Annotated in this window: 19 protein-coding genes, 1 tRNA gene and 4 pseudogenes; 7 read left to right on the forward strand and 17 right to left on the reverse strand. The window is 50.8% G+C overall.

Annotation, left to right across the window (positions count from 1 at the left end):
• Positions 1-372: 372 nt before the first annotated feature.
• Positions 373-768 (reverse strand): hypothetical protein, encoded by a 396-nt coding sequence (locus EPYR_RS06640; protein WP_012667632.1) that lies wholly within the window; start codon positions 766-768, stop codon positions 373-375.
• Entirely contained in the window at positions 761-1771 is a 1011-nt protein-coding gene (locus EPYR_RS06645; protein ID WP_014538761.1) for a hypothetical protein, read from the reverse strand. Before EPYR_RS06645 ends, EPYR_RS06640 begins: the two co-directional genes overlap by 8 nt.
• A gap of 162 nt (positions 1772-1933) precedes the next feature.
• Between EPYR_RS06645 and EPYR_RS06650 the strand changes: the two genes are divergently transcribed.
• Entirely contained in the window at positions 1934-2284 is a 351-nt protein-coding gene (locus EPYR_RS06650) for an antiterminator Q family protein (RefSeq protein WP_269446372.1), read from the forward strand.
• 178 nt (positions 2285-2462) lie between these two features.
• On the opposite strand, the gene EPYR_RS06655 is transcribed toward EPYR_RS06650, so the two are convergent.
• Positions 2463-2726, reverse strand: coding sequence for a hypothetical protein (locus tag EPYR_RS06655; RefSeq protein ID WP_014538762.1), 264 nt, complete (start codon positions 2724-2726; stop codon positions 2463-2465).
• A gap of 1 nt (position 2727) precedes the next feature.
• The gene (locus EPYR_RS06660) at positions 2728-3726 is read right to left on the reverse strand and encodes a hypothetical protein (protein WP_014538763.1); all 999 of its coding nucleotides are present in this window, start codon (positions 3724-3726) and stop codon (positions 2728-2730) included.
• A 162-nt stretch (positions 3727-3888) separates the two neighbouring features.
• On the opposite strand from EPYR_RS06660, the pseudogene EPYR_RS06665 reads away from it, so the two are divergent.
• Positions 3889-4235, forward strand: a pseudogene (locus EPYR_RS06665) (antiterminator Q family protein).
• 42 nt (positions 4236-4277) lie between these two features.
• Here EPYR_RS06665 and EPYR_RS06670 read toward each other — a convergent pair.
• Both EPYR_RS06670 and EPYR_RS06675 read right to left on the reverse strand, forming a co-directional pair.
• Positions 4278-4667: a hypothetical protein gene (locus EPYR_RS06670; protein WP_012667638.1), complete on the reverse strand. Its 390-nt coding sequence runs from the start codon at positions 4665-4667 to the stop codon at positions 4278-4280.
• Positions 4657-5667, reverse strand: coding sequence for a hypothetical protein (locus EPYR_RS06675; protein ID WP_014538765.1), 1011 nt, complete (start codon positions 5665-5667; stop codon positions 4657-4659). The genes EPYR_RS06670 and EPYR_RS06675 overlap by 11 nt, the downstream gene beginning before the upstream one ends.
• A 653-nt stretch (positions 5668-6320) precedes the next feature.
• On the opposite strand from EPYR_RS06675, the pseudogene EPYR_RS06680 reads away from it, so the two are divergent.
• Positions 6321-7149 (forward strand): annotated as a pseudogene (locus EPYR_RS06680) (IS3 family transposase); the annotation flags it as partial.
• Positions 7150-7187: 38 nt separating this feature from the next.
• On the opposite strand, the pseudogene EPYR_RS19960 reads toward EPYR_RS06680, so the two are convergent.
• The 6 genes and pseudogenes from EPYR_RS19960 to EPYR_RS06715 form a co-directional block, all read right to left on the reverse strand.
• A pseudogene (locus EPYR_RS19960) lies at positions 7188-7535 on the reverse strand (transposase); the annotation flags it as partial.
• A 94-nt stretch (positions 7536-7629) separates the two neighbouring features.
• Positions 7630-8448 carry a DUF3037 domain-containing protein gene (locus tag EPYR_RS06695; protein ID WP_012667642.1) on the reverse strand — a complete coding sequence of 273 codons (819 nt, stop codon included), beginning with the start codon at positions 8446-8448 and terminating at the stop codon, positions 7630-7632.
• The gene (locus EPYR_RS06700) at positions 8445-9185 is read right to left on the reverse strand and encodes a HipA family kinase (protein WP_012667643.1); all 741 of its coding nucleotides are present in this window, start codon (positions 9183-9185) and stop codon (positions 8445-8447) included. The genes EPYR_RS06695 and EPYR_RS06700 overlap by 4 nt, the downstream gene beginning before the upstream one ends.
• A 332-nt stretch (positions 9186-9517) precedes the next feature.
• Positions 9518-9594: transfer RNA gene (locus EPYR_RS06705), tRNA-Pro, on the reverse strand.
• Between the two features lie 75 nt (positions 9595-9669).
• Positions 9670-11421 (reverse strand): LPS biosynthesis-modulating metalloenzyme YejM, encoded by a 1752-nt coding sequence (yejM, locus tag EPYR_RS06710; protein WP_012667644.1) that lies wholly within the window; start codon positions 11419-11421, stop codon positions 9670-9672.
• Between the two features lie 21 nt (positions 11422-11442).
• Positions 11443-11670 carry a YejL family protein gene (locus EPYR_RS06715; protein WP_012667645.1) on the reverse strand — a complete coding sequence of 76 codons (228 nt, stop codon included), beginning with the start codon at positions 11668-11670 and terminating at the stop codon, positions 11443-11445.
• Positions 11671-11837: 167 nt separating this feature from the next.
• Here EPYR_RS06715 and yejK point away from each other — a divergent pair, with 167 nt between their 5' ends.
• On the forward strand, positions 11838-12842 hold the full coding sequence (yejK, locus tag EPYR_RS06720; protein ID WP_012667646.1) for a nucleoid-associated protein YejK: 1005 nt from the start codon (positions 11838-11840) through the stop codon (positions 12840-12842).
• Positions 12843-12979: 137 nt separating this feature from the next.
• On the opposite strand, the gene rplY is transcribed toward yejK, so the two are convergent.
• Together rplY and EPYR_RS06730 are read right to left on the reverse strand one after the other, a co-directional pair.
• Positions 12980-13264: a 50S ribosomal protein L25 gene (gene rplY / locus EPYR_RS06725; protein ID WP_004170278.1), complete on the reverse strand. Its 285-nt coding sequence runs from the start codon at positions 13262-13264 to the stop codon at positions 12980-12982.
• Between the two features lie 126 nt (positions 13265-13390).
• A complete protein-coding gene (locus tag EPYR_RS06730; protein ID WP_012667647.1) occupies positions 13391-15145 on the reverse strand; it encodes a DEAD/DEAH box helicase in 1755 nt (584 codons plus the stop codon).
• 186 nt (positions 15146-15331) lie between these two features.
• Here EPYR_RS06730 and rsuA point away from each other — a divergent pair, with 186 nt between their 5' ends.
• The 3 genes from rsuA (at position 15332) to EPYR_RS06745 (ending at position 18012) form a co-directional block, all read left to right on the forward strand.
• Entirely contained in the window at positions 15332-16036 is a 705-nt protein-coding gene (gene rsuA, locus EPYR_RS06735; protein ID WP_012667648.1) for a 16S rRNA pseudouridine(516) synthase RsuA, read from the forward strand.
• A 31-nt stretch (positions 16037-16067) separates the two neighbouring features.
• Positions 16068-17267, forward strand: a complete 1200-nt coding sequence (locus EPYR_RS06740; RefSeq protein ID WP_012667649.1) for a Bcr/CflA family multidrug efflux MFS transporter — start codon at positions 16068-16070, stop codon at positions 17265-17267.
• A 394-nt stretch (positions 17268-17661) separates the two neighbouring features.
• Positions 17662-18012 (forward strand): YejG family protein, encoded by a 351-nt coding sequence (locus tag EPYR_RS06745; protein WP_012667650.1) that lies wholly within the window; start codon positions 17662-17664, stop codon positions 18010-18012.
• Here EPYR_RS06745 and yejF read toward each other — a convergent pair whose 3' ends face one another.
• The 3 genes and pseudogenes from yejF to EPYR_RS06760 form a co-directional block, all read right to left on the reverse strand.
• Positions 18013-19596 carry a microcin C ABC transporter ATP-binding protein YejF gene (gene yejF, locus EPYR_RS06750; protein WP_012667651.1) on the reverse strand — a complete coding sequence of 528 codons (1584 nt, stop codon included), beginning with the start codon at positions 19594-19596 and terminating at the stop codon, positions 18013-18015.
• 1 nt (position 19597) lies between these two features.
• Positions 19598-20623, reverse strand: coding sequence for an ABC transporter permease (locus tag EPYR_RS06755; RefSeq protein ID WP_012667652.1), 1026 nt, complete (start codon positions 20621-20623; stop codon positions 19598-19600).
• Positions 20620-21715 (reverse strand): annotated as a pseudogene (locus EPYR_RS06760) (microcin C ABC transporter permease YejB). Before EPYR_RS06760 ends, EPYR_RS06755 begins: the two are co-directional and overlap by 4 nt.
• Positions 21716-21723: the final 8 nt, after the last annotated feature.

The raw sequence follows: 21723 nt of genomic DNA on the forward strand, positions 1-21723 counted from the left end.
TAACACAAAAATCATGAGGGAAAATATTTATCTTAATTGCTACAAAGTTATCGTGATAATTATGCCAACCATATGATTGTTATCAGAAGCATACCATGACTTCATAAACGAATTCGATTCTGACTATCTTGTACCAAAATTATCCAGAATAAAAATAAGTAATGATAAAAATTATATTCTTGTTTTACCTCCTGAACGCATGAGCGTACTTATTCAAGATAACCCTGCATTGGGAATAGACTTTTTTGTCATGCGGAAGAGTTTATTGAGGGCCGCCTGGCGATGCTGGATGTTGAGCTGGAGATGGATGCGGGAATTTGACAAATCTGCCCACAGCGATGTGGGCAGTTTTGCTAAATTGATAATTTTTGCTTACCGGACCACAGATAAGATAACGGCAGCTAATACAGAAATCAGGTAAAACGCAGTTGCAGTCATCCACATGGCAGATAAATATCTCATCCACGGTTGAATTTTTAAATCATTCTCTTCAAAAAAATTATAAGCAGGGTCGTTCTGCTGGAGTAAGAAAATCTTCTTTTTCTTACTCAATTTGATAAAAAATCTGCTAACGGGGAAAACACCAAAAAAACCAACCATATGGTTAAATGAGCTTGGAGCAGGGAATGTATATTTTTCCTTGAAAAGAGAGACTAAATTTTCATAACTACTTTTATTAGCCAGGTAGAGAAAAAATGATACAAAAATAAGCGTGCTGGCGAATAGCCCAAAGAATAATCCTGCTTTTGCTAGTATATGTTCAATCACCGGTTGACTCCAAAAACATGTTGACCAGTTTCTCGCCAGCCACACTACCAGCGTAACCTCCGGCGACAGATCCGACTGCCGCGCATGCTACGCCGCCAACTCCTACTGTAGCAACACCGACTGCAGCACAAACCCCTATCATAGCGCTACTGCCCCAGGCACCACCAGCTATGCCTCCACCCGTACTCAAAGCAAACTTTGAGTATTCCTGGAAAGCAATCTTCCCGCATTCGCTTTCCCGTCCCGTGGAACAGCTATTGGCAACTTCGTTACTTGTACCAGCAAAAGAGAAAGCAATGCCAATATACCCCCCGTACTTGAGGAAGCGCGCGGCTTTTGCAGCGTTGCCAACATAGGTGGAATAACCCGGTATTCCAGTCACACCTGCCGTTGACCATTCATGCACGATAGAACGACTGGAGAGNTTTAACGCCCTGCGCATATCTTCGTAGGGTCTGAATTTCACGGAATGGCGGGCAAGGGATTTGAGCAGCGGCTTGTTGACCAGCTCTTTTAGCTGGTTCAGTAGCTGATTGCGCTCAGCGTAAAACTGTTGACCGATGAGCGTGCCCTGTGTGCGGTACTGGTTCTGATAGCTGGCTTCGATTTTCTTCAGGGTCTGCTCAATGGCAGAAAAGTATTTTTCGCCCACGTCTCCTGCGGTGCCGAATATTTTATCACCGGCGCTGGTCAGCCCGGCAATCATGCCGTAGTGCTTTTGAAGAAAGCCGGCATCCTCTGTACTGACGCCGATAAGGGCGTTATTGGTATTTTGTTTTGCCTGTCTGAGNTTGTGCAGCATCTGCGTTGTCACCGGTGCCGTGGTATCCGGATCGGCAACTATCAATAGCTGACCCGGCTTCAGCCACTGGGTATCCGCATTGAGTGTCATAAACAGGCTGGCGGCAGGGGANCGGATATCCCTGAACAGCTCCCGTGCCTGGAAATCAAGGTTCCCGGGGCGTTCCACAACACAGTAACCTGGGGCAATCTGACGTGCCATGCATCCGTTCTCCGTTTGAGTCTGAGCAAAAGCGTGGCATCAGCTGGCTGTGGTGCTCAGTTATAAAAGGCAGTTGCAGAGCGATAGTAAATAATTCCACGGCGTTACGCAAAAATTTCNACGGCAACAAAAATAGCGGAGACAAGAATGCGTGATATTTAGCTGATACTGGCGCGCTGGGNCAACTGGTCAAAACACCGGATTGAACATGATGTGGGCTATTCTGCCATTGCTGCCGGATTTAAAGGGCTGTTGCCTGAAAACTCTGTGGGTATAAGTTGCACCGAGAATGATGCGCTGATTATTGATGGTTGCGTGGGCAGACTAAAGCAGAAACGCCCGCATGAGTATGCTTTGCTGGTGGATCACTATATCATAGATATCTCAAAACGCGCGCTGGGGCGCAAGTTGAAGCTGTCGGAGGGCATGATCCGCATAAAGTTTCAGATGACGGAAGGGTTTATTGAGGGTTGCCTGGCGATGCTGGATGTTGATTTGGAGATGGACAGTTAAATTAATGAAAGAAGGAATGGCCCACTTTGTGGGCTTTTAACGTTACGTAACAACCATTTTTATCAGGGTCATTACAACAAAAACCATGTACAAAATCATTGCTGCAATTGACATGCAATAATAAGTATCGATCCACTTTGTGAGGTTCACGTCAATACGTCTCAGGAAGTTGGAAATATCAAGGTGTTCTTTGGGTTGAAAGATTTATTTTTTTTCCTTTTTTAATTCTTGAAAAAAAGTATGCCATTCCAAAAGAACCAAAAAAACCCATTGAACCGTAAAATTGATACAGGGGAGGGAGTTTAAATTCTTTACTGTGGTACATGGATAACAAAGTGTTATATTTTTTGGTATTGATAGAAAAAATAATGAACTGTATAACAAGAATGAAGAAAGGAACGATAGCAAATGCAAGGCCGGTGTAATAAATAATACTTTTCATGCTATTTTAACCATGTCTCAATAATATAATCGTTTGCAGAACTGGCAATAGTTCCACCGACTAATGAACCCACAGCGGCGCAAGCAACACCTCCGGCACCAGCGGTTACTATGCCTACCGCAACGCAAATGCCCATACCAGCAGATGCACCCAGAGCACCTCCAGCTATCCCGGTAACAGTACCGGTTGTGAATTTAGTATATTCTTTAATAGCTATCTTCCCGCATTCACCTTCACGCCCTTTGGTGCAGGCATCTGCCACATCATTAGTCGTTCCGGCAAAAGCGAATCCGATGCCGATATATCCCCCGTACCTGAGGAAGCGTGCGGCTTTTGCGGCATTGCCGACATAGGTTGAATAACCCGNTATACCCGTAACGCCGGCCGTTGACCATTCATGCACGATAGAACGACTGGAGAGGTTTAACGCCCTGCGCATATCCTCGTAGGGTCGGAATTTCACATAATGGCGGGCAAGTGATTTGAGCAGCGGCTTGTTGACCAGCTCTTTTAGCTGGTTCAGTAGCTGATTGCGCTCAGCGTAAAACTGTTGACCGATGAGCGAACCCTGTGTGCGGTACTGGTTCTGATAGCTGGCTTCGATTTTCTTCAGGGTCTGCTCAANGGATGAAAAGTATTTTTCGCCCACGTCTCCTGCAGTGCCGAAAATTTGATTACCGGCGCTGGTCAGCCCGGCAATCATGCCGTAGTGCTTTTGAAGAAAGCCGGCATCCTCTGTACTGACGCCGATAAGGGCGTTATTGGTATTTTGTTTTGCCTGTCTGAGTTTGTGCAGCATCTGCGTAGTGACAGGTGCTGTAGTTTGCGGATCGGCAACAATCAATATCTGACCGGGCTTCAGCCACTGGGTATCCGCATTGAGTGTCATAAACAGGCTGGCGGCAGGGGAGCGGATATCCCTGAACAGCTCCCTGGCCTGGAAATCAAGGTTTCCCGGGCGTTCAACAACACAGTAACCTGGGGCAATCTGACGTGCCATGCATCCGTTCTCCGTTTGAGTCTGAGCAAAAGCGTGGCATCAGCTGGCTGTGGTGCTCAGTTATAAAAGGCAGTTGCAGAGCGATAGTAAATAATTCCACGGCGTTACGCAAAAATTTCNACGGCAACAAAAATAGCGGAGACAAGAATGCGTGATATTTAGCTGATACTGGCGCGCTGGGNCAACTGGTCAAAACACCGGATTGAACATGATGTGGGCTATTCTGCCATTGCTGCCGGATTTAAAGGGCTGTTGCCTGAAAACTCTGTGGGTATAAGTTGCACCGAGAATGATGCGCTGATTATTGATGGTTGCGTGGGCAGACTAAAGCAGAAACGCCCGCATGAGTATGCTTTGCTGGTGGATCATTATACAAAGATATCTCAAAACGCGCGCTGGGGCGCAAGTTGAAGCTGTCGGAGGGCATGATCCGCATAAAGTTTCAGATGGCGGAAGAGTTTATTGAGGGCCGCCTGGCGATGCTGGATGTCAGGCTTGAGATGGAGTAACTTTACTTAAAAAAGTGGCTCCAATATGAGCCACTGTTGTAATCAAGGCAAAAGCAGGCCAAAAAAAGCGAATAAGATAAGACACGCCGTTGCCGCCAGCCACAGGAAAGAAAAGAACCTCATCCATGTATGTATTTGGATTTGATTATCATCAAAGAAAGAATATGCTGGATCGTTGCGATCCATAAAAAACACTTTCTTTCTCTGGCTTAATTTTATAAAGAATCGAATCACCGGAAAGGCACCAAAGAAACCGACCATATGATAGAAAGAACATGGAGCTGGGAATGTATATTTTTTCGCAAAGGATGAGACTAGCTTATAATAATCTTGCCTTTTTACTGCATAGATTAAAAATGAGATGAATATGAGGCCACTGCCTGCCAGTCCAAAAAATAACGCTGCATGAGCTAATATTTTGTTAGTTATCATAATATTCTATTACTTTGTTGATTATTGCCTCTGCACCTGTGCTTCCGATATACCCACCAGCTATAGAACCAACGGCTGCACACGCAACACCTCCTACTCCGACGGTGACGATCCCTACGCCTGTACAGACACCCATCATAGCTGCACCACCATATACTCCACCTGCCATCCCCCCGGCGGTACTAATGGCAAACTTTCCGTATTCCTTGAAAGCAACTTTCCCGCATTCACCTTCACGCCCTTTGGTGCAGGCATCTGCCACATCATTAGTCGTTCCGGCAAAAGCGAATCCGATGCCGATATATCCCCCGTACCTGAGGAAGCGTGCGGCTTTTGCGGCATTGCCGACATAGGTTGAATAACCCGNTATACCCGTAACGCCGGCCGTTGACCATTCATGCACGATAGAACGACTGGAGAGGTTTAACGCCCTGCGCATATCCTCGTAGGGTCGGAATTTCACATAATGGCGGGCAAGTGATTTGAGCAGCGGCTTGTTGACCAGCTCTTTTAGCTGGTTCAGTAGCTGATTGCGCTCAGCGTAAAACTGTTGACCGATGAGCGAACCCTGTGTGCGGTACTGGTTCTGATAGCTGGCTTCGATTTTCTTCAGGGTCTGCTCAANGGATGAAAAGTATTTTTCGCCCACGTCTCCTGCAGTGCCGAAAATTTGATTACCGGCGCTGGTCAGCCCGGCAATCATGCCGTAGTGCTTTTGAAGAAAGCCGGCATCCTCTGTACTGACGCCGATAAGGGCGTTATTGGTATTTTGTTTTGCCTGTCTGAGTTTGTGCAGCATCTGTGTTGTTACAGGTGCTGTAGTTTGCGGATCGGCAACAATCAATATCTGACCGGGCTTCAGCCACTGGGTATCCGCATTGAGTGTCATAAACAGGCTGGCGGCAGGGGAGCGGATATCCCTGAACAGCTCCCTGGCCTGGAAATCAAGGTTTCCCGGGCGTTCAACAACACAGTAACCTGGGGCAATCTGACGTGCCATGCATCCGTTCTCCGTTTGAGTCTGAGCAAAAGCGTGGCATCAGCTGGCTGTGGTGCTCAGTTATAAAAGGCAGTTGTACAGCGATAGTAAATAATTCCACGGCGTTACGCAAAAAGTGTTGTAGCGTGTTAAGAGTGGTGACAATGACAACAGCTTACCATCTTAAAATTCACAGCCCTGGCCCCTGCCGGGGCTTTTTTTTTCAATATATGCAATATCGCTTGCTGTGAAATTGAACAAGAGTTATCTGTGTGTCATCAAACACGGGACGGATAAAAAGACATATGAAAACAGCAGGATATAACCGAAACCGTCAGCATCATTCACCGCTGCCTCGATAGCCGAAGCTGGTCTGCGGTGAGGCATCTAGCTTGCCTTATGCGCATTAGCGAATGCCGCTGCCAGCTGGTACTAAACAGCATATTATGGCGGGGATGGCGGTTGAGGATGCTAACAAGGAAATGCACAAATGCTGCCTTTAACAGGCAATTTTAGCTGTGAAATGGGCGGCAGATGTGCAGCCACTGGTTCTCGCGGTCGCAGTGGTAACTTCACAGCAAAGAGCAGTGCGAGAGCCTGCAACGCCTTTTCGCCAACAGGGCGGGAGAAAAGGGATTAGTCTCTCCACTGAGTGATGATTATTCAGGCCTGACAAAGTGGTGAAGCCATCGCTTCGAAAGCAGATGGCGCAGGATGCTGTCAGGCGTCGCAATATCAGTGTACGTTTTCCTGCCGGCTGTTTGTTGTCAGCGAAAGTTGCTATCGCTATCAGGCTAAACTGCGTGAAGATAATGACGCGATTGCTGACTGACTGCTCCGCATCACCGACAGTCAGCGCAACCGGGGGGTCGGCCTGTGTTTTTTGACCCTGCGTAACATAAAAGGCTTTCGGTTTAACCACAAAAGGCTGTACCGGATTGACTGCGAGTTGTCGCTGAACATGCGGATCAAACCGAAAAAACGACTGAAACGGAATAAACCTGAACCGCTGGCTGTGCCTGAAAACAGCAACGAATGCGGGTCGATGGCTTCATGCATGATCGGCTATCGGATGGCCGTTCCGTCCGTTTACTGAATGTTATTGATGACTTTAATCGTGAAGCCCTGGCCACTGAGGTGGATTTTTCTCTGCCTGCAAATCGTGTGGTGAGGACTCTCGAGCAGCCCATTGAATGGAAAGGTAAACCGGCAGCGATACGATGCGATAACGGGCCAGAATATACCGGCAATCTACTGATGTTATGGGCAGCTCAGCAGAACATAACCCTGCATTTTATTCAGCCGGGTAAACCTCAGCAGAACGCTTGTATTGAGCGATATAACCGGACAGTGCGTTATGACTGGCTGGGGCAGCACCTGTTTACCTCACTGGATGAGTTGCAGAACTATGCCACGCGATGGCAATGGTTTTATAATCACCAACGTCCGAATATGGCGCTGAATGGCCACACGCCGATGCAGCATAGACAACGCACGATCTGATTCTACTTATCCACTCCGTTTAAAAATGGGGGGATTACCGTCATNCCTTTGGCGTACAGAGATAAAATCTGGCTGTCCATCTGCGTGATACGCGTNTGATTTTTCTTTATCAGCNGAGGTTCAAAGGTGTTTTCACGATCGCGGGGTGTGCTCAGTTCAATCTCGCCATCGTCGCAAAGCAACGTTTTTGACGAGTATCCGTTACGGGTATTCGAGCCTGATTTTGGGACATTTTTCTTGTGTCCGGGGTGCTCAGTCAGCTCTGCATTGAGCGCTGTTTACACGGTAAGCTTCGTCAACATATGGGAAAAAGCATTNAGATCGGCTTCGGTTTTAAGGCCTTTAGCCAGTTCAGCCGCAAGGGNTTTGAGTTTCTTTTCGTCCATAATNTGCCTGTCTCCGTTACTGGAGTGAACATATCAAAAACAGGCAATGACACAATTTTAATTACAGTCTCCCGGCGCGGTGGTCAGGTTGGGCTCATAGAGATTGTTTTGCGAAAGAAATTATTGATAGTTCATCATCGTGTTTGAAGTGAGATATATGGTGCCTGTCGAATGTTCTTCGAATCTCGTCCATGGCTTTTGCTTCTGCTGCCAATGGTTTCTTGTGTCCATCGATGGTGAATAGTACGTTGGCAAGGTTGAGTATGTTCTCGTTTGCCGCCCTTGTAACACGAGCCACCCAAGAATCGCAATGTTCCATCATCTTCCCGGGTTCTTTCTGTCCAAACGATAACGGCTTTATGGCGCAAAGTATTTCATCATCATTTTTGGCAACAAACGGCATAGCAAATCTCGTTAAATCACCACCAAGGGTTTCTTTCATGAAAGCATTTTTAAGGTCAGAGTATGAATTTAATCTTGACTTAAGTTCCTTGGCTAATATGTCCTCTCTTCTTTCCTTGCTGTACTCAGCGTGGTTGATGAACTTATCATAAATTAAGGCTAACTCATGCTCAGGGTCAGAGGTCAAGACTACCCGGGTAGAGCTAAAATGGAATATAGACTCTTTTTTTGCCGTTAGGTAGCTGAAAAATTGAGCTAATCCTTCAGGGCTATAAAAGTTTCTAATTTGCTCTTTGGCAAGCCTAAGTTCTCTTGCTACGGCATCTTTTGCATAAGGAAATATTGTATCGTCTCGGAAAAATGCACTTATTCTGGCGTCATTGCTTTGCGTCAGTTTAAAGTGGAATGCGTATTTTTTAGGCGCGCACAAAACTACCCCTATGTTTGCGAACTCTTCAGTTTCTGCATAAGGCGCATATCTTACGATGCTGTATAGACATGGCGTAGTCATGTGATTTTGCTCCAAAATCCTTCGTTTTCTGCTCGGTTAAGTGTTTCTTCGATAAATTCTAAAAATTCAGTATGCTGTACGATCTCTTCCAGTTCCCAGTCTTGCGGAATGCAGCTAACTACGGCTGGAAGAAGAGCTGTAACCCGCTTAATTTGATCTTCGCAAAGCTGGCGGTCTACCAAGTCGAACTTCCAAGAACGATGTCTATTGCCGTAAACGTGGTAATCAAACTCGCCCTCTAGCTCATCATGATCGAAGGCAAGGTTGTGGTCAATTAGATAGTATCTATTGTTTTGGTAATCAAAAATAATGTTAACGTTTCCGCCAAGAGGTGATAGTGATCTGTCTGAATTATTTATCCATTTATCAAGTAGATAAATCTTCTTTTGATCCTGTACATCAACGTTTGAGTGCGCTTGTGTAAATGTTATTGGTGCCGCGCCTGTCACGTATCTCGTTGCGAACGCATAGCCTTCCTGTAGCGCAGTGCGCCACTCTGGTTTGAACTCCGTCAAGGCCTGGTCAACATAGACGACTCCAAACTCTGGAATTGAAAGATCCATTTCTTTGGCTAAAAATGCTGAAATCCACTCGGCGATGAGCTGTTTTTTAGGGACGCATTGCATCCCTTTAACAACATAAAGCTCGCCATTATCACATCGGCAAAGAAATGGCTGAGTCGCACAATCAGGTATGCGGCGAATGATTTCAACTACATGTAGTATGTCACTTTGCATGCTGTAATTGCGTGTCCTTATTGCTCACCAAGCTATGATACAACCACCTCAACCGAACGTCTCCTCCGGCCACCATCTATGCGCTCATGATAACCCGGGCTAATGAATCGTAGCTTCTGTGGATTTGTTCAGGCTGGATAGGTGAACAGGATGGGAATAGGCCTGAATGTCGCCAAAAATAGCGAAGCCGGCGGGAGGCGAGCCAGTGATCATTACCGCGATATCAACATGAAGCAGGTGAGGTTTTACCATCGTTTTACCATTATTTTACCATCGGCAAATCTCAAACATAAAAAAACCAACCGCAAAGGGTTGGTTTTTAAGGGATATTTTGGTCGGCACGAGAGGATTTGAACCTCCGACCCCCGACACCCCATGACGGTGCGCTACCAAGCTGCGCTACGTGCCGACAGATGCCACTATCTTACTCAAATGAAACATGAATGCAAGCTGCTAACGCGTTGACCGCTCTAGATTTATACAGCTAATTAGCGATAAATCGTTTCTCGTCGGTCAATACCTGTAACAGCAGCGCCAGCTGGGGTTTACGATCCTTCAACTGGTTGCCTTGCAGATCCCATGCGGAATAATTGCCGTTATTATCCAGCGACAGCGTCTCTTCCGGCGTGGTAATCAGCAATTGACCGGCGTTCCTGCTGGTTACCCAGTTATGACGGCGTTGAGCTGCAAACAAGTCTTCGCCCTGGGAATAGTCAGAAGACGGTGTATTCACATGCAACAGGCGCTGCATCAGGGTGGTCATAATGTCCTGGTGATCGGTCAGTTTATTCACCGTTTGTGCCGGGGTAGCTGGCCAGTGCACCACCAGCGGAACTTGCAGCATGGCACGATGACTATCATGAGTATTATCGTCCAGTACTACGCCATGCTGTGCGGTAATCACCACCACGGTGTTTGCCAGCAGGCCTTTCTGCTGTAGCGTGTTCAGCACATTCTGGATCTGCTGGTCGACGTCAGCCGCAGCGCGCTGGTAGCGGTGCTCGTTCGACTGTGGCAGCTTACCGCTGGTGGCAGAGGTCGTCAGCGAAAGATAAGAGAACCACGGAGCCGCTTCATTTTTATGCCCGTTTAGCCAGTGCATCCACTGAAGGGTGGTCTCTGCATTAGACTGATTTTTCACCGTTGGCAGTGAGAAATCTGACAGCAGGGCCTGGCGATAAAGTGGAGAACTAAAACCGTCGCTGGCAAATATTCCAAACTGGTAGCCGCGCTGCCCAAGCGCATTTATCAGCGCCGAGGGGGTACGCGATGACAGCACGCCATCCATGTAGCCTGGCGAGATACCGTAAAACAGGCCAAACAGCCCGGCATCATCACTGGTTCCGGCACTGAAGTGCTGGCTGAAGCGCACGTTACTATCCGCAAAGCGCGTCAAATTGGGTAACGCTTGCGCCATTGAGCCTTGATTGAGGCCATCAACCGTAATCACCAGCAGATTATTGTGCGTGGCATTATCGCGGAAGGTGATGTCACTGAGCGGATAGGCGACTGACAGCGCCTCCGGACTACCCTGTTGCACCAGACGTCGCTGATACTCTTTTGCGTCCAGTAGCCCGTGTTTCTCCAGAAAACGTCGGGCAGTCATGGGGTAGGAGAGCGGCAGATTTGAGCGTTGCATGGTGATCGGGCGGTAGAAATTGGCATCCGCCCAGATATACATCAGATGGCTGGCAAAGAAGGCGCTGATTAACAGCCCCGCCAGGGGTTTGCCGAAGTTGCGGCGGTTCAGGCTGCGCAGCTTCTGCCAACTCCAGGTAGCAAACAGCATTTCCAGCAAAAAAATGACCGGTACGCTGATAAACATCAGCTGCCAGTCGCGTGCCATCTCGCTCTGATCGGGGTTAACCACCAGTTCCCATACCACCGGATTGAGGTGCAGATGGAAACGGGCAAATACCGCGCTGTCGACCAGGATAAGGGTCAGTCCGGCAGTGGCTATGATCGCCGACAGGAAGCGCAGCAGACGCTGTGACGTCACTACAAAGGTAAGCGGGAATATAATCAGCAGGTAGGCAGCAAAAACGATGAAACTAAAGTGCCCGATCCAACTGCTGTAGGAATAGATGCGCCCGGCCAGCGACGCTGGCCAGTCGGAAATAAAAAGGTAACGACTACCCAAAATAACAGCAAAGATAATATTAAACAGGGCGAACCAGTGCCCCCAGCCGATCATCTGGGACACTTTTTCACGGTAGCGCTGTCGATTGGTTACCATAATGGAGTCAGTATTATCTCATCAGTGGGAGCGGTCATTGCGTACCGAGGCCTGCAAGGCATCGGCAAACGAGCGAGCCATTGCCTGGCGTTGAGCCGGAGCCACGCTGGTGTTGAGTAAGTTAGTCACCATATTTCCCAACACCATCAGGGAAAGGTCGGTTGGGGTCTGGTTTTTCTCCAGCACCTGAACCAGTTCTGCGAGGATCTTCTCCACGCGTTCGTTGCTGTAACGGGATGATTGTGCCATGAAGTCAGTTTTACTAAAGTTTAAAAGGCGCTATCTTACCGTAAGAGCGCGTTTTTTTCTGCTTTTTTATCGTCATCAACCCCGAATGAATTGAGCAGTGTTGTTGCAGTTGATCGTAAAGACGCACAGTGTTTGAATACGCGCCTGTGTCTAAAGGAGAGTTTACCATGAGTCTGGATATCGATCAGATCGCCCTTCACCAGATGATTAAGCGCGATGAACAAACGCTGGAACTGGTTCTGCGCGACTCGTTGTTGCCGTCTAACCCAACCGTCACGGCGTTGATGGAAGAATTACATCGTGTTTACAGCGCCAAAAGTAAAGCCTATGGCCTGTTCAATGAAGAGAGCGAACTGGCCGATGCGCTGCGCAGCTGCCGCAAAGGTGAAAACGATTTCCTTGCTTTCAGCCGCGCTGCCAGCGCGCGTTTGCGCGATGAGTTAGGCAAATATCCTTTCGCCGAAGGCGGCATTGTGCTTTTTAGTCATTATCGCTATCTGGCGGTTGAGTATCTGCTGATTGCGGTGTTGAGTAGCCAGAACAGCATGCGGGTTAACGAAGAGCTGGATATCAGCAGCACGCATTATCTGGATATTAACCATGCGGATATCGTTGCGCGTATCGATCTGACCGAATGGGAAACCAATCCTGACTCAACGCGCTATCTGACCTTTCTGCGCGGGCGGGTAGGGCGCAAAGTCGCCGATTTCTTTATGGATTTCCTTGGTGCAAGCGTCGGTCTGGATACCAAAGCGCAAAACCGTGGCCTGCTTCAGGCGGTGGACGATTACTGTGCACAAGCCAGCCTGGACAAAAATGAGCGGCAGAATTACCGTCAGCAGGTTTACAGCTACTGCAATGAGCAGCTGCAGGCCGGTGAAGAAATTGAACTGCAGGATTTATCGAACGAACTGGCCCCGCTGAGCGAGAAAACCTTCCAGGCGTTCACTCAGGAGCAGGGCTATGAACTGGAAGAGAGCTTCCCGGCAGATCGCACGACATTGCGCCAGCTGACTAAATTTTCCGGTAGTGGTGGTGGTCTGACGCTTAACTTCGATGCGATGTTGTTAGGCGAGCGTATCTTCTGGGATCCGGTCACGGATACCTTAACCATAAAAGGAACCCCGCCCAATCTGCGCGACCAGCTGCAGCGGCGAACCGGCGCGAAATAATTGATGTATATCTGGCGAAGCCTGACTCGCTGAATGCATGATTGCCCGGAGTAAAACATTGCCGCCGGGCGTGAAAATGACGCAAAAAAAACGCCGCATTACGCGGCGTTTTATTCACATCAGTGACGGACGAGCGATTAAGCGCGAACGAAGTCGATGTGGTGCAGTTTTGGCTTGAACGGGTGACGCTGTACAGCCTGCACTTTTACTTTGGTTTCTTTACCATCTACAACCAGAGTCAGCACTTCTTCGTAGAAACCAGGCTTAGATTGCAGGTTCATTACGGAGTCGTGATCCAGTTCGATAGCAACAGCTGCTTCATTTCCGCCATAGATGATTGCCGGGAATTTGTTAGCTGTACGCAGGCGGCGGCTCGCACCCTTGCCCTGCTCTTTACGGGTTTCAACATTAATAGTGAACATTTTAAGTCTCTTCAGGTTTTATTCCTGCTACAGGCGACCCAGCAGCAGGTAGTCTTGTTCAGCTTCCACAGAGCAAAAGCGGGCGGCATTATAACGATGTTTGCCGCAGTGGGCAATGCATTAACGCTAGCGCAGCTCATTTGCCCGGCGGAAACGCCCCTGGTAATCAAAGACTTTCTCGCGCACTGACCAGAAGTGTCGCTGTTTACGCGCGACAATAAAGTCTGGATGGCGCAGCAGCGGCTGAAGTACCACGATATCCGCCGCATTCTTCCAGCCGAGTGGAACGCCGGGCGCGCGCTGATGCGGGCGCAAAAAAAGCTGCTCAAATGCGGTGCGCTGCGCCGGGGTTTTTAAGCGGAAGCGCTCACTGACTTCGCTGGCGTCCTCGTCATAATATCGTGCTTTCAGCCATTCGCCGTGTTCGTCACTGCCGCTTTCCAACACCATTGCCGCACAGCGTAGCACCAGCGCATCCTTCAGCTTCAGCGCTGCTTTCAGCATATCGTCCGGGTCAACCAGAATGGCGTCACACTCGCGACAGCGGCGTGCGGCAATGTCATTCTCGCCATCACATTGCGGGCAGCTTTTGAAACGAAAACGGTAATCGCATTGTTCACGTTGGCCGTCATCGTCTTCCAGCACGCCCTGACAGCGACGCCCAAAGTGTTCAATAACGGTGCCATCGCTGGTGGTTTTCCCCCAGAAGGTATTGGCAAAGCCGCAGCCGGGACAAAATACCTGTACCGGCTGGTTATCGCTCTTGCCCTTCGGCGTACCCACTTCCGGCGTGAACAGATCGTGAGGATTACCGGCATAGTCGAGGATCAGGCAGTCGCTTTTTCCCGGACTGAGGCGCAGCCCGCGCCCGACAATTTGCTGATACAGACTGACCGATTCAGTGGGGCGTAAAATGGCGATGAGATCAACGTGTGGCGCATCGAAGCCGGTGGTCAGCACCGCAACGTTGACCATATACAGCAGTTTGCGTGCCTTGAAAGCGTTAATCAGCGCATCACGCTCGGCGGCAGGGGTGGCCGCGCTGATCAGCGCTTTGCTGGCCGGTAACAGATCCAGGATCTCGCGCGCATGTTCTACGGTGGCGGCAAAAATCATTACCCCTTTGCGCTGCTGCGCAAATTCGACAATTTGCCGGATAATATGCGGGGTAATACGCTGCTGCTGTTTCAACTCGCGATTGAGGTCGGCTTCACTGAACAGGCCGCTTTGCTGCGCCTGTAACCGGCTGAAATCGTACTGTACCACCGGCATATCGAGCCGCTCTGGCGGCACCAGGAAGCCACGTTTAATCATGTAGCGCAGCGGCAGTTCGTAAATGCAGTCGCGGAACAGCGCCTTTTCATCGCCTCTGACCATGCCGTGATAGTGGAACTGATAAATCCAGCCTTTCCCCAGTCGGTAGGGGGTGGCGGTCAGCCCAAGTAGCCGCAGTGCGGGGTTATGTTGGCGTAGCCTGCTAATAGTTTGCTGATACTGGCTGTCGTCTGAATCACTGATACGATGGCATTCATCAACAATCAGCAATGAAAACGCCGCGCTGAACTGCTCAAGGTTGCGCGCCACCGACTGCACGCTGCCAAACACCACTTTCGCCTGGCTTTCCTTACGCTGTAGTCCGGCGGCGAAGATATCTGCCTCCAGCCCGTACGCGAGGTATTTGGCATGGTTCTGCGCCACCAGCTCTTTGACATGAGCCAGTACCAGTACGCGGCCACGCGCAACGCGCGCCAGTTCGGCAATCACCAGACTTTTTCCGGCACCGGTAGGCAAAACGATGACCGCTGGCTGAGTGGAGCGGCGAAAGTAGCTGATGGTGGCATTCACCGCTTCCTGCTGATAGGGGCGTAAAGTAAATGACATGAATACTCGAAAAGGGTCAACAATAGCTTATTATGTCATGAAAGCATGATAAGTGTGTTCCTCCTATGGCCTTCAAGGGTTCTGCAGCTATAATACCCGCTCCATTCAGGATGAGCGCCGTGCGCCATACCACCAGACGTTTAGCGTCAGTTTTCACTTCAAACCAAAACAGGCAATGCAGAGTTAATGCGACTTGATAAATTTATCTCCCAGCAGCTGGAAGTCAGCCGCGCCATCGCCGCGCGTGAGCTACGTGCAAGAAAAGTTACCGTCGATGGCGAGGTTGTTCGCGAAGGTGCATATAAATTAAGTGCGGACAGCACGGTGGAATACGACGGCAACGTGCTGGAACAGCAGTTAGGGCCGCGCTACTTTATGCTCAACAAGCCGGTGGGCTATGTCTGTTCTACTGACGATCCGGATCATCCGACCATATTGTACTTCCTTGAAGAGCCGGGCGCGTACAGGCTGCATGCCGCCGGGCGTCTGGATAATGACACCACCGGGCTGGTGCTGATGACCGACGATGGTCAGTGGTCGCATCGTATTACTTCTCCACGGCATCACTGCGAGAAAACCTATCTGGTCACGCTGGAATCGGCAATCAGTGATGACAACGCGCAGCAGTTTGCAGACGGCGTTCAGCTGCACAATGAAAAAACGCTGACCAAACCGGCAATGCTGGAAGTGATAGAGCCGAATGTGGTGCGTCTGACTATCAGCGAAGGGCGCTATCACCAGGTTAAACGTATGTTTGCCGCCGTGGGTAACCGCGTGGTGGGCCTGCATCGTGAACGTATCGGTGCCATCCGCCTGGACAGTGATTTGCAGCCGGGCGAATATCGTCCGTTAAGCGCCGAAGAGATTGCCAGTGTCGGGCTGGCGCGCTAAAAAACGAATCAGCGGCAGGCAGGGGGTAGCAATGGCTATGGAAAAAAATTCGCCCACGGGACTGGTGGTGATCCTCGGACTGTTGGCGATGTTAATGCCGCTATCGATCGATATGTATCTGCCGGCCCTGCCGCAGATTGCGCGAGAATTCTCGGTGTCGGCAGGCAGCGTGCAGATGACGCTTAATCTGTATATCCTCGGCTTTTCTCTCGGCCAGATAGTTTATGGTCCACTGGCTGACAGCTTTGGCCGCAAGCCGGTGATCGCCATCGGTACTTTGATTTTCGCCATCGCGGCAGCAGCCTGTGCCATGGCACAAACTATCGAACAGCTTATGCATTTACGTTTTCTGCACGGTCTTTCGGCAGCGGCAGGCAGCGTAGTGATCAGCGCCCTGATGCGCGACAGCTACTCGAAAGAGGAGTTTTCCCGCATGATGTCTTTTGTGCTGCTGGTGATGACCGTAGCCCCGCTGGTGGCACCGATTCTTGGCGGCTGGGTGCTGCTGTTATGGAGCTGGCATGCCATTTTCTGGATTATCTCCGCAGCGGCGATTATCACCACGCTGCTGGTGGTGACGCGGATCAAAGAGACGCTACCAAAGGATAAGCGGCAAAAATTCAGTTTGCGTGCCACTCTGTATAATTTTCTCGTGCTGTTTCGTCATCAGCGCGCGTTCAGCTACATGCTGGCGAGCGGTTTCTCTTTTGCCGGACTGTTTGCGTTTATCAATTGCGGGCCGTTTGTTTATATTGAGTTGAACCACATTTCCCCACAGAATTTTGGTTATTACTTCGCGCTGAATATCGTATTTTTGTTCCTGATGACGCTGATGAATAGCCGTTGCGTGCGCCGTTTCGGGCCGGTGCTGATGCTCCGTCTGGGGCTGCTGATACAGTTTTCCATGGGCATATGGCTGGTAGGGGTCAGTGCGTTAAACCTCGGTTTTCTGCCGCTGGTATTTGGCGTAGCGGTATTTATTGGCTGTGTTTCGATGGTTTCCTCCAATGCAATGGCGGTGATTCTGGAAGCATTTCCCCATATGGCAGGTACGGCTTCATCGCTTGCCGGCACCCTGCGTTTTGGCGTAGGAGCGCTGGCCGGAGCATTACTGTCAGCCCTTGATTTCACCAGCGCATGGCCAATGGTCGCAGCAATCTTTATCTGCTCCACGCTGTCGATATTGCTATTTCTGTACGCTTCGCGTCCGACATCCACCCCGTTGGCGTAAGCGGCGAAACCCCGGGAGCCTGTTCGCCACAAGCCCGGCGTTCGCTCCCTGTTTTCATCACCGCTTTGCGGCATTTCTTCCCCCCTGCCATATCAACCAGTGCGGACTCAAACCCCCTCTGCCATGTTAATTTTTTGTGAATAACTATCGAGAAAAACAACTAATTTGCGGCAATAAAGATTGTTATCCGTGCATCAACGCGGTAGATATATCAAATAAATGAGAAATACCTCTCAAAAAAACGGTAGAAAGCGGCTTTTTACCAGGTGAAACGGTAAAAGGAAAAGCAAATATACCGATAATAATCAGTGAGTTAATTTCATTCTGCAAATTGATGATTTACCTTGTGAACTAAATGTGAAATTATTGTGCAAATTTTGCTCTGGGGGGAACTATGTTGAATACGTTGCAACATTCGGTAGTACATCGGTTACCGCAAAGTTATCGCTGGTGTGCCGGCCATGCGGGTTTGGTTCTGGAACCCCTGGCGCTGAACCACCTTAACCGTGACGACGATCTTATCGGGCTGCGTTTGCTCAGTCATAATGGTGCCAGTGCCTGGGAAATTATGCACAAAATTGAAGCCGCGCTGGCAGACATTCGGCTGGCGTGTTCGGTGGTGGAGTGGGAAGGAGAACCGTGCCTTTTTGTTCACCGCGCCGATGAAAGCTCTGCCACCTGCCGCCTGAAGAATTTTGGTGTGGGTATTGCCGAGCCATTTGTTGCTGAGCGCCCGTCCTGGTAACTACGCCAGTGCCAGTAGCTCTCGCGTGTAGCACTGGCTGGCCGCGTTAAATATTGTTTCGCAGCACCCCTGTTCCACAACTTCCCCATGACGTAAAACCACCAGTTGATGGCACAGCGACCGCACTATGCGTAAATCATGGCTGATAAAGATGTAGGCCAGCCTGTGCTGCTGCTGCAGCTTCTTAAGCAGCTCCAGGATCTGTTTCTGCACCGTACGATCCAGGGATGACGTCGGTTCATCCAGAATCATTAACTGCGGTTGCAGAATAAGCGCCCGGGCAATGGCAATACGCTGTCGCTGCCCCCCCGAAAACTCGGAAGGATAACGCTGGCGCGTCGCCGGATCGAGTCCGACCTCTTCCATCGCGCTAATCACCTGCGCTTCACGCTCGGCGGCATTCAGCTGCGGATGGTGAACCTGCAGACCTTCGGCGATAATCTGCAATACGTTGAGTCGGGGATTAAGCGCAGAGTTGGGGTCCTGAAACACCACCTGGATCTGGCGGCGCACCGGCAGCATTTTTTTTCGCCCCCACAGATGCAGTGGCGAGTCATTAAACCAGATCTCACCCTGTGAGCGGATCAGGCGCAGCAGCGCCAGGGCAGCGGTAGTTTTGCCGGAACCGGATTCGCCCACCAGACCAAGGCTTTCCCCCGGGCGCAGCGTAAAGCTGAGTGACTTTAGCGCATGATGGTAGCCCACAGTGCGTTTCTTCAGCCCTTGCTTAACCGGAAAGGCCACCTGCAGGTTGTTGACGCGTAGCAGCGGTGCTGCCTGTTCATCAGCCGGTTCAGGATAACCTTCCGGCTCGGAATTCAGTAGTTGCCGGGTATAAGGGTGCTGAGCCGCGCTGAACAGCTGCCGGGTGGCGCTGTGTTCCACCGCCTGGCCGTTGCGCATAACGGTGACGTTATCGGCGATTTTGCGCACGATATTCAGATTATGGGTAATGAACAGCAGCCCCATATTCAGCTCCTGTTTCAGCTCTTTGAGCAGGGTAAGGATTTGCGCCTGGACCGTAACGTCCAGCGCGGTGGTAGGCTCATCGGCAATCAGCAGGTCAGGCTGTGTCAGCAAAGCCATGGCAATCATCACGCGCTGGCGTTCACCGCCGGAGAGCTGATGCGGGTAATCATTCAGGCGTTTAGCCGCCTGGCGAATGCCAACCCGCTCCAGGCAGCTTAGCATCTCACCGCGCGCGGCCTGACGCCGCATTCCCCGGTGCAGCGAAAGCACCTCATACAGCTGCTTCTCAATATTGTGCAACGGATTCAGCGAAACCATCGGTTCCTGGAAAATCATTGCTATGCGGTTGCCACGCAGGCCGCGCAGCGTGCGCTCATCGGCGCGCAGCACGCTTTGACCAGCAAACAGAATATCGCCCTGTGGGTACAAGACTGGCGGGGTTGGCAGCAGGCGCATCACCGACAGGGCAGTGACGCTTTTCCCGCTGCCGGACTCACCGACCAGCGCCAGCGTTTCTCCGGCATCCACCGACAGCGACAGCCCGTCAACCACCAGGCGTTGCTCACCCTGTTGACGGAAAGCGATGCTAAGATCCTGAATTGTCAGAAGCGCCATATCAATATACCTTGCTCGGGTCAAAGGCGTCGCGTACCGCTTCACCAATAAAGATTAACAGTGACAGCAGGATCGCCAGCGTGAAGAAAGCGCTCAGACCCAGCCAGGGTGCCTGCAGGTTATTTTTGCCCTGCAGCAGCAGTTCCCCCAGTGAAGGTGAACCCAGCGGCAGCCCAAAGCCGAGGAAGTCCAGCGAGGTCAGGGTAGTGATGGAACCACAAAGAATAAACGGCAGATAAGTCAGGGTTGCCACCATCGCATTAGGCAGCATATGGCGGGAGATAATGCGCCAGTCATTCACGCCCATCGCCTGTGCGGCACGAATGTAGTCAAAATTACGCGTGCGCAAAAACTCGGCGCGCACCACGCCGACCAGACTCATCCAACCAAAGAGCAGGGTGATGGCCAACAGCCACCAGAAACCGGGCTGGATCACGCTGGAAAGCAGGATAATTAAGAACAGCGTTGGCGTGCCGGACCACACCTCAATAAAACGCTGCCCCCACAGATCCACACGGCCACCAAAATAGCCCTGCACCGCCCCGGCAAAGACACCTATTACGCTGGAGGAGAGGGTGAGCATTAAGCCGAACAGCAGTGAGATGCGCGTACCGTACAGAATACGCGCCAGCACATCTCCCCCTTTATCATCGGTACCCAGCCAGTTTTGCGCGGAAGGCGGGGAAGGGAAGGGCGTGCGGGTGGCGAAGTTAATGGTGTCATCGCTGAAGCGGACAGGCGCCCAGACCGCCCAGCCATTCTGCGCCAGTCGCGATTGTAGCCACGGATCCTGATAATCCGCAGGCGTCGCCAGCGGGCCGCCGAAGTCGCTCTCCTGGTAGTTCACCAGCAGCGGGAACCAGGTGCGTTCCTGATAGCGCATTAACAGGGGTTTGTCATTGGCCAGCAGCTCCGCACCAAGACAGAGAATAAACAGCAGCGCAAAGATCCACAGTGACCAGTAACCGCGACGGTTGTGTTTAAATCGCGCCCAGCGCGCCTGGTTAATCGGGTTTAAACGGCTCATTGGCGGCCCTCAAAATCAATGCGCGGATCGACCAGCGTATAGGTGATATCGCTCAGGATATTCAGCAACAGGCCAATCAGGGTGAAAATATACAGCGTGGCGAACATCACCGGATAATCGCGCTGGATAGTGGCGTCGTAGCCCAACAATCCTAGGCCGTTCAACGAGAACATCACTTCGATAAGTAGCGAACCCGTGAAAAACATACTGATAAACGTGGCCGGGAAACCGGCGATCACCAGCAGCATGGCATTACGGAAGACGTGACGATAGAGGATTTTCTTTTCATCCAGCCCTTTGGCGCGTGCGGTTACCACGTACTGTTTGCGGATCTCATCCATAAATGCGTTTTTGGTCAACATGGTTAACGTGGCAAAGCCACCGATAGTGGTGGCCAGCACCGGCAGGCAGATATGCCACAGATAGTCGGTTATCTTGCCGTACCACGGCAGACTGTCAAATTGCGGCGAGGTCAACCCGCGCAGTGGGAACCAGTCGACATAGCTGCCGCCAGCCAATATCACGATCATGATATTGGCGAACAGGAATGCCGGGATGGCGTAGCCGATGATAATCAGCGTACTGCTCCAGAGATCAAAGGCGCTGCCGTTGCGCACGGCCTTTTTTAATCCCCAACGGGATTGAAACCAGGTAAATAATCAGCGTGCTCCACAGCCCAAGTGATACCGAAACCGGCAGGCTTTCTTTAATCAGCTGGATAACCGAACTGCTGCGAAACAGGCTGTCGCCAAAGTCAAAGCGTATATAGTTCCACAGCATAGTGAAATAACGCTCATGCAGGGGTTTATCAAAGCCGTAGCGTTTGGTTATCTCGGCAATCACTTCCGGATCCAGCCCGCGCGATCCGCGATACTGGCTGTCGCCCGGCTGGGCGTTCAGCGCGCTGCGCCCGTGCGCTGCACCCTCACCGGCAGCGCCGGGCATGCCGCTGGTCTGACCGAACTGAATATTGGCCAGCGCCTGGTCTACCGGCCCCCCTGGTGCGACCTGCACGATAAAAAAGTTAATAGTAATAATCGCCCACAGCGTGGGAACGACCAATAATAAGCGACGGACTAAATAAGCACCCACGGTCAGAC

The sequence above is a fragment of the Erwinia pyrifoliae DSM 12163 genome, from assembly GCF_000026985.1.
In the GTDB taxonomy this organism is placed as follows: Bacteria; Pseudomonadota; Gammaproteobacteria; order Enterobacterales; family Enterobacteriaceae; genus Erwinia; species Erwinia pyrifoliae.

Bases quoted from the DNA above. Each gene is read 5' to 3' on its own strand.
- EPYR_RS06655 (WP_014538762.1), bottom strand. From the start codon at position 2,726: ATGAAAAGTATTATTTATTACACCGGCCTTGCATTTGCTATCGTTCCT.
- EPYR_RS06670 (WP_012667638.1), bottom strand. From the start codon at position 4,667: ATGATAACTAACAAAATATTAGCTCATGCAGCGTTATTTTTTGGACTG.
- EPYR_RS06695 (WP_012667642.1), bottom strand. From the start codon at position 8,448: ATGACTACGCCATGTCTATACAGCATCGTAAGATATGCGCCTTATGCA.
- EPYR_RS06700 (WP_012667643.1), bottom strand. From the start codon at position 9,185: ATGCAAAGTGACATACTACATGTAGTTGAAATCATTCGCCGCATACCT.
- yejM (WP_012667644.1), bottom strand. From the start codon at position 11,421: ATGGTAACCAATCGACAGCGCTACCGTGAAAAAGTGTCCCAGATGATC.
- EPYR_RS06715 (WP_012667645.1), bottom strand. From the start codon at position 11,670: ATGGCACAATCATCCCGTTACAGCAACGAACGCGTGGAGAAGATCCTC.
- yejK (WP_012667646.1), top strand. From the start codon at position 11,838: ATGAGTCTGGATATCGATCAGATCGCCCTTCACCAGATGATTAAGCGC.
- rplY (WP_004170278.1), bottom strand. From the start codon at position 13,264: ATGTTCACTATTAATGTTGAAACCCGTAAAGAGCAGGGCAAGGGTGCG.
- EPYR_RS06730 (WP_012667647.1), bottom strand. From the start codon at position 15,145: ATGTCATTTACTTTACGCCCCTATCAGCAGGAAGCGGTGAATGCCACC.
- rsuA (WP_012667648.1), top strand. From the start codon at position 15,332: ATGCGACTTGATAAATTTATCTCCCAGCAGCTGGAAGTCAGCCGCGCC.
- EPYR_RS06740 (WP_012667649.1), top strand. From the start codon at position 16,068: ATGGCTATGGAAAAAAATTCGCCCACGGGACTGGTGGTGATCCTCGGA.
- EPYR_RS06745 (WP_012667650.1), top strand. From the start codon at position 17,662: ATGTTGAATACGTTGCAACATTCGGTAGTACATCGGTTACCGCAAAGT.
- yejF (WP_012667651.1), bottom strand. From the start codon at position 19,596: ATGGCGCTTCTGACAATTCAGGATCTTAGCATCGCTTTCCGTCAACAG.
- EPYR_RS06755 (WP_012667652.1), bottom strand. From the start codon at position 20,623: ATGAGCCGTTTAAACCCGATTAACCAGGCGCGCTGGGCGCGATTTAAA.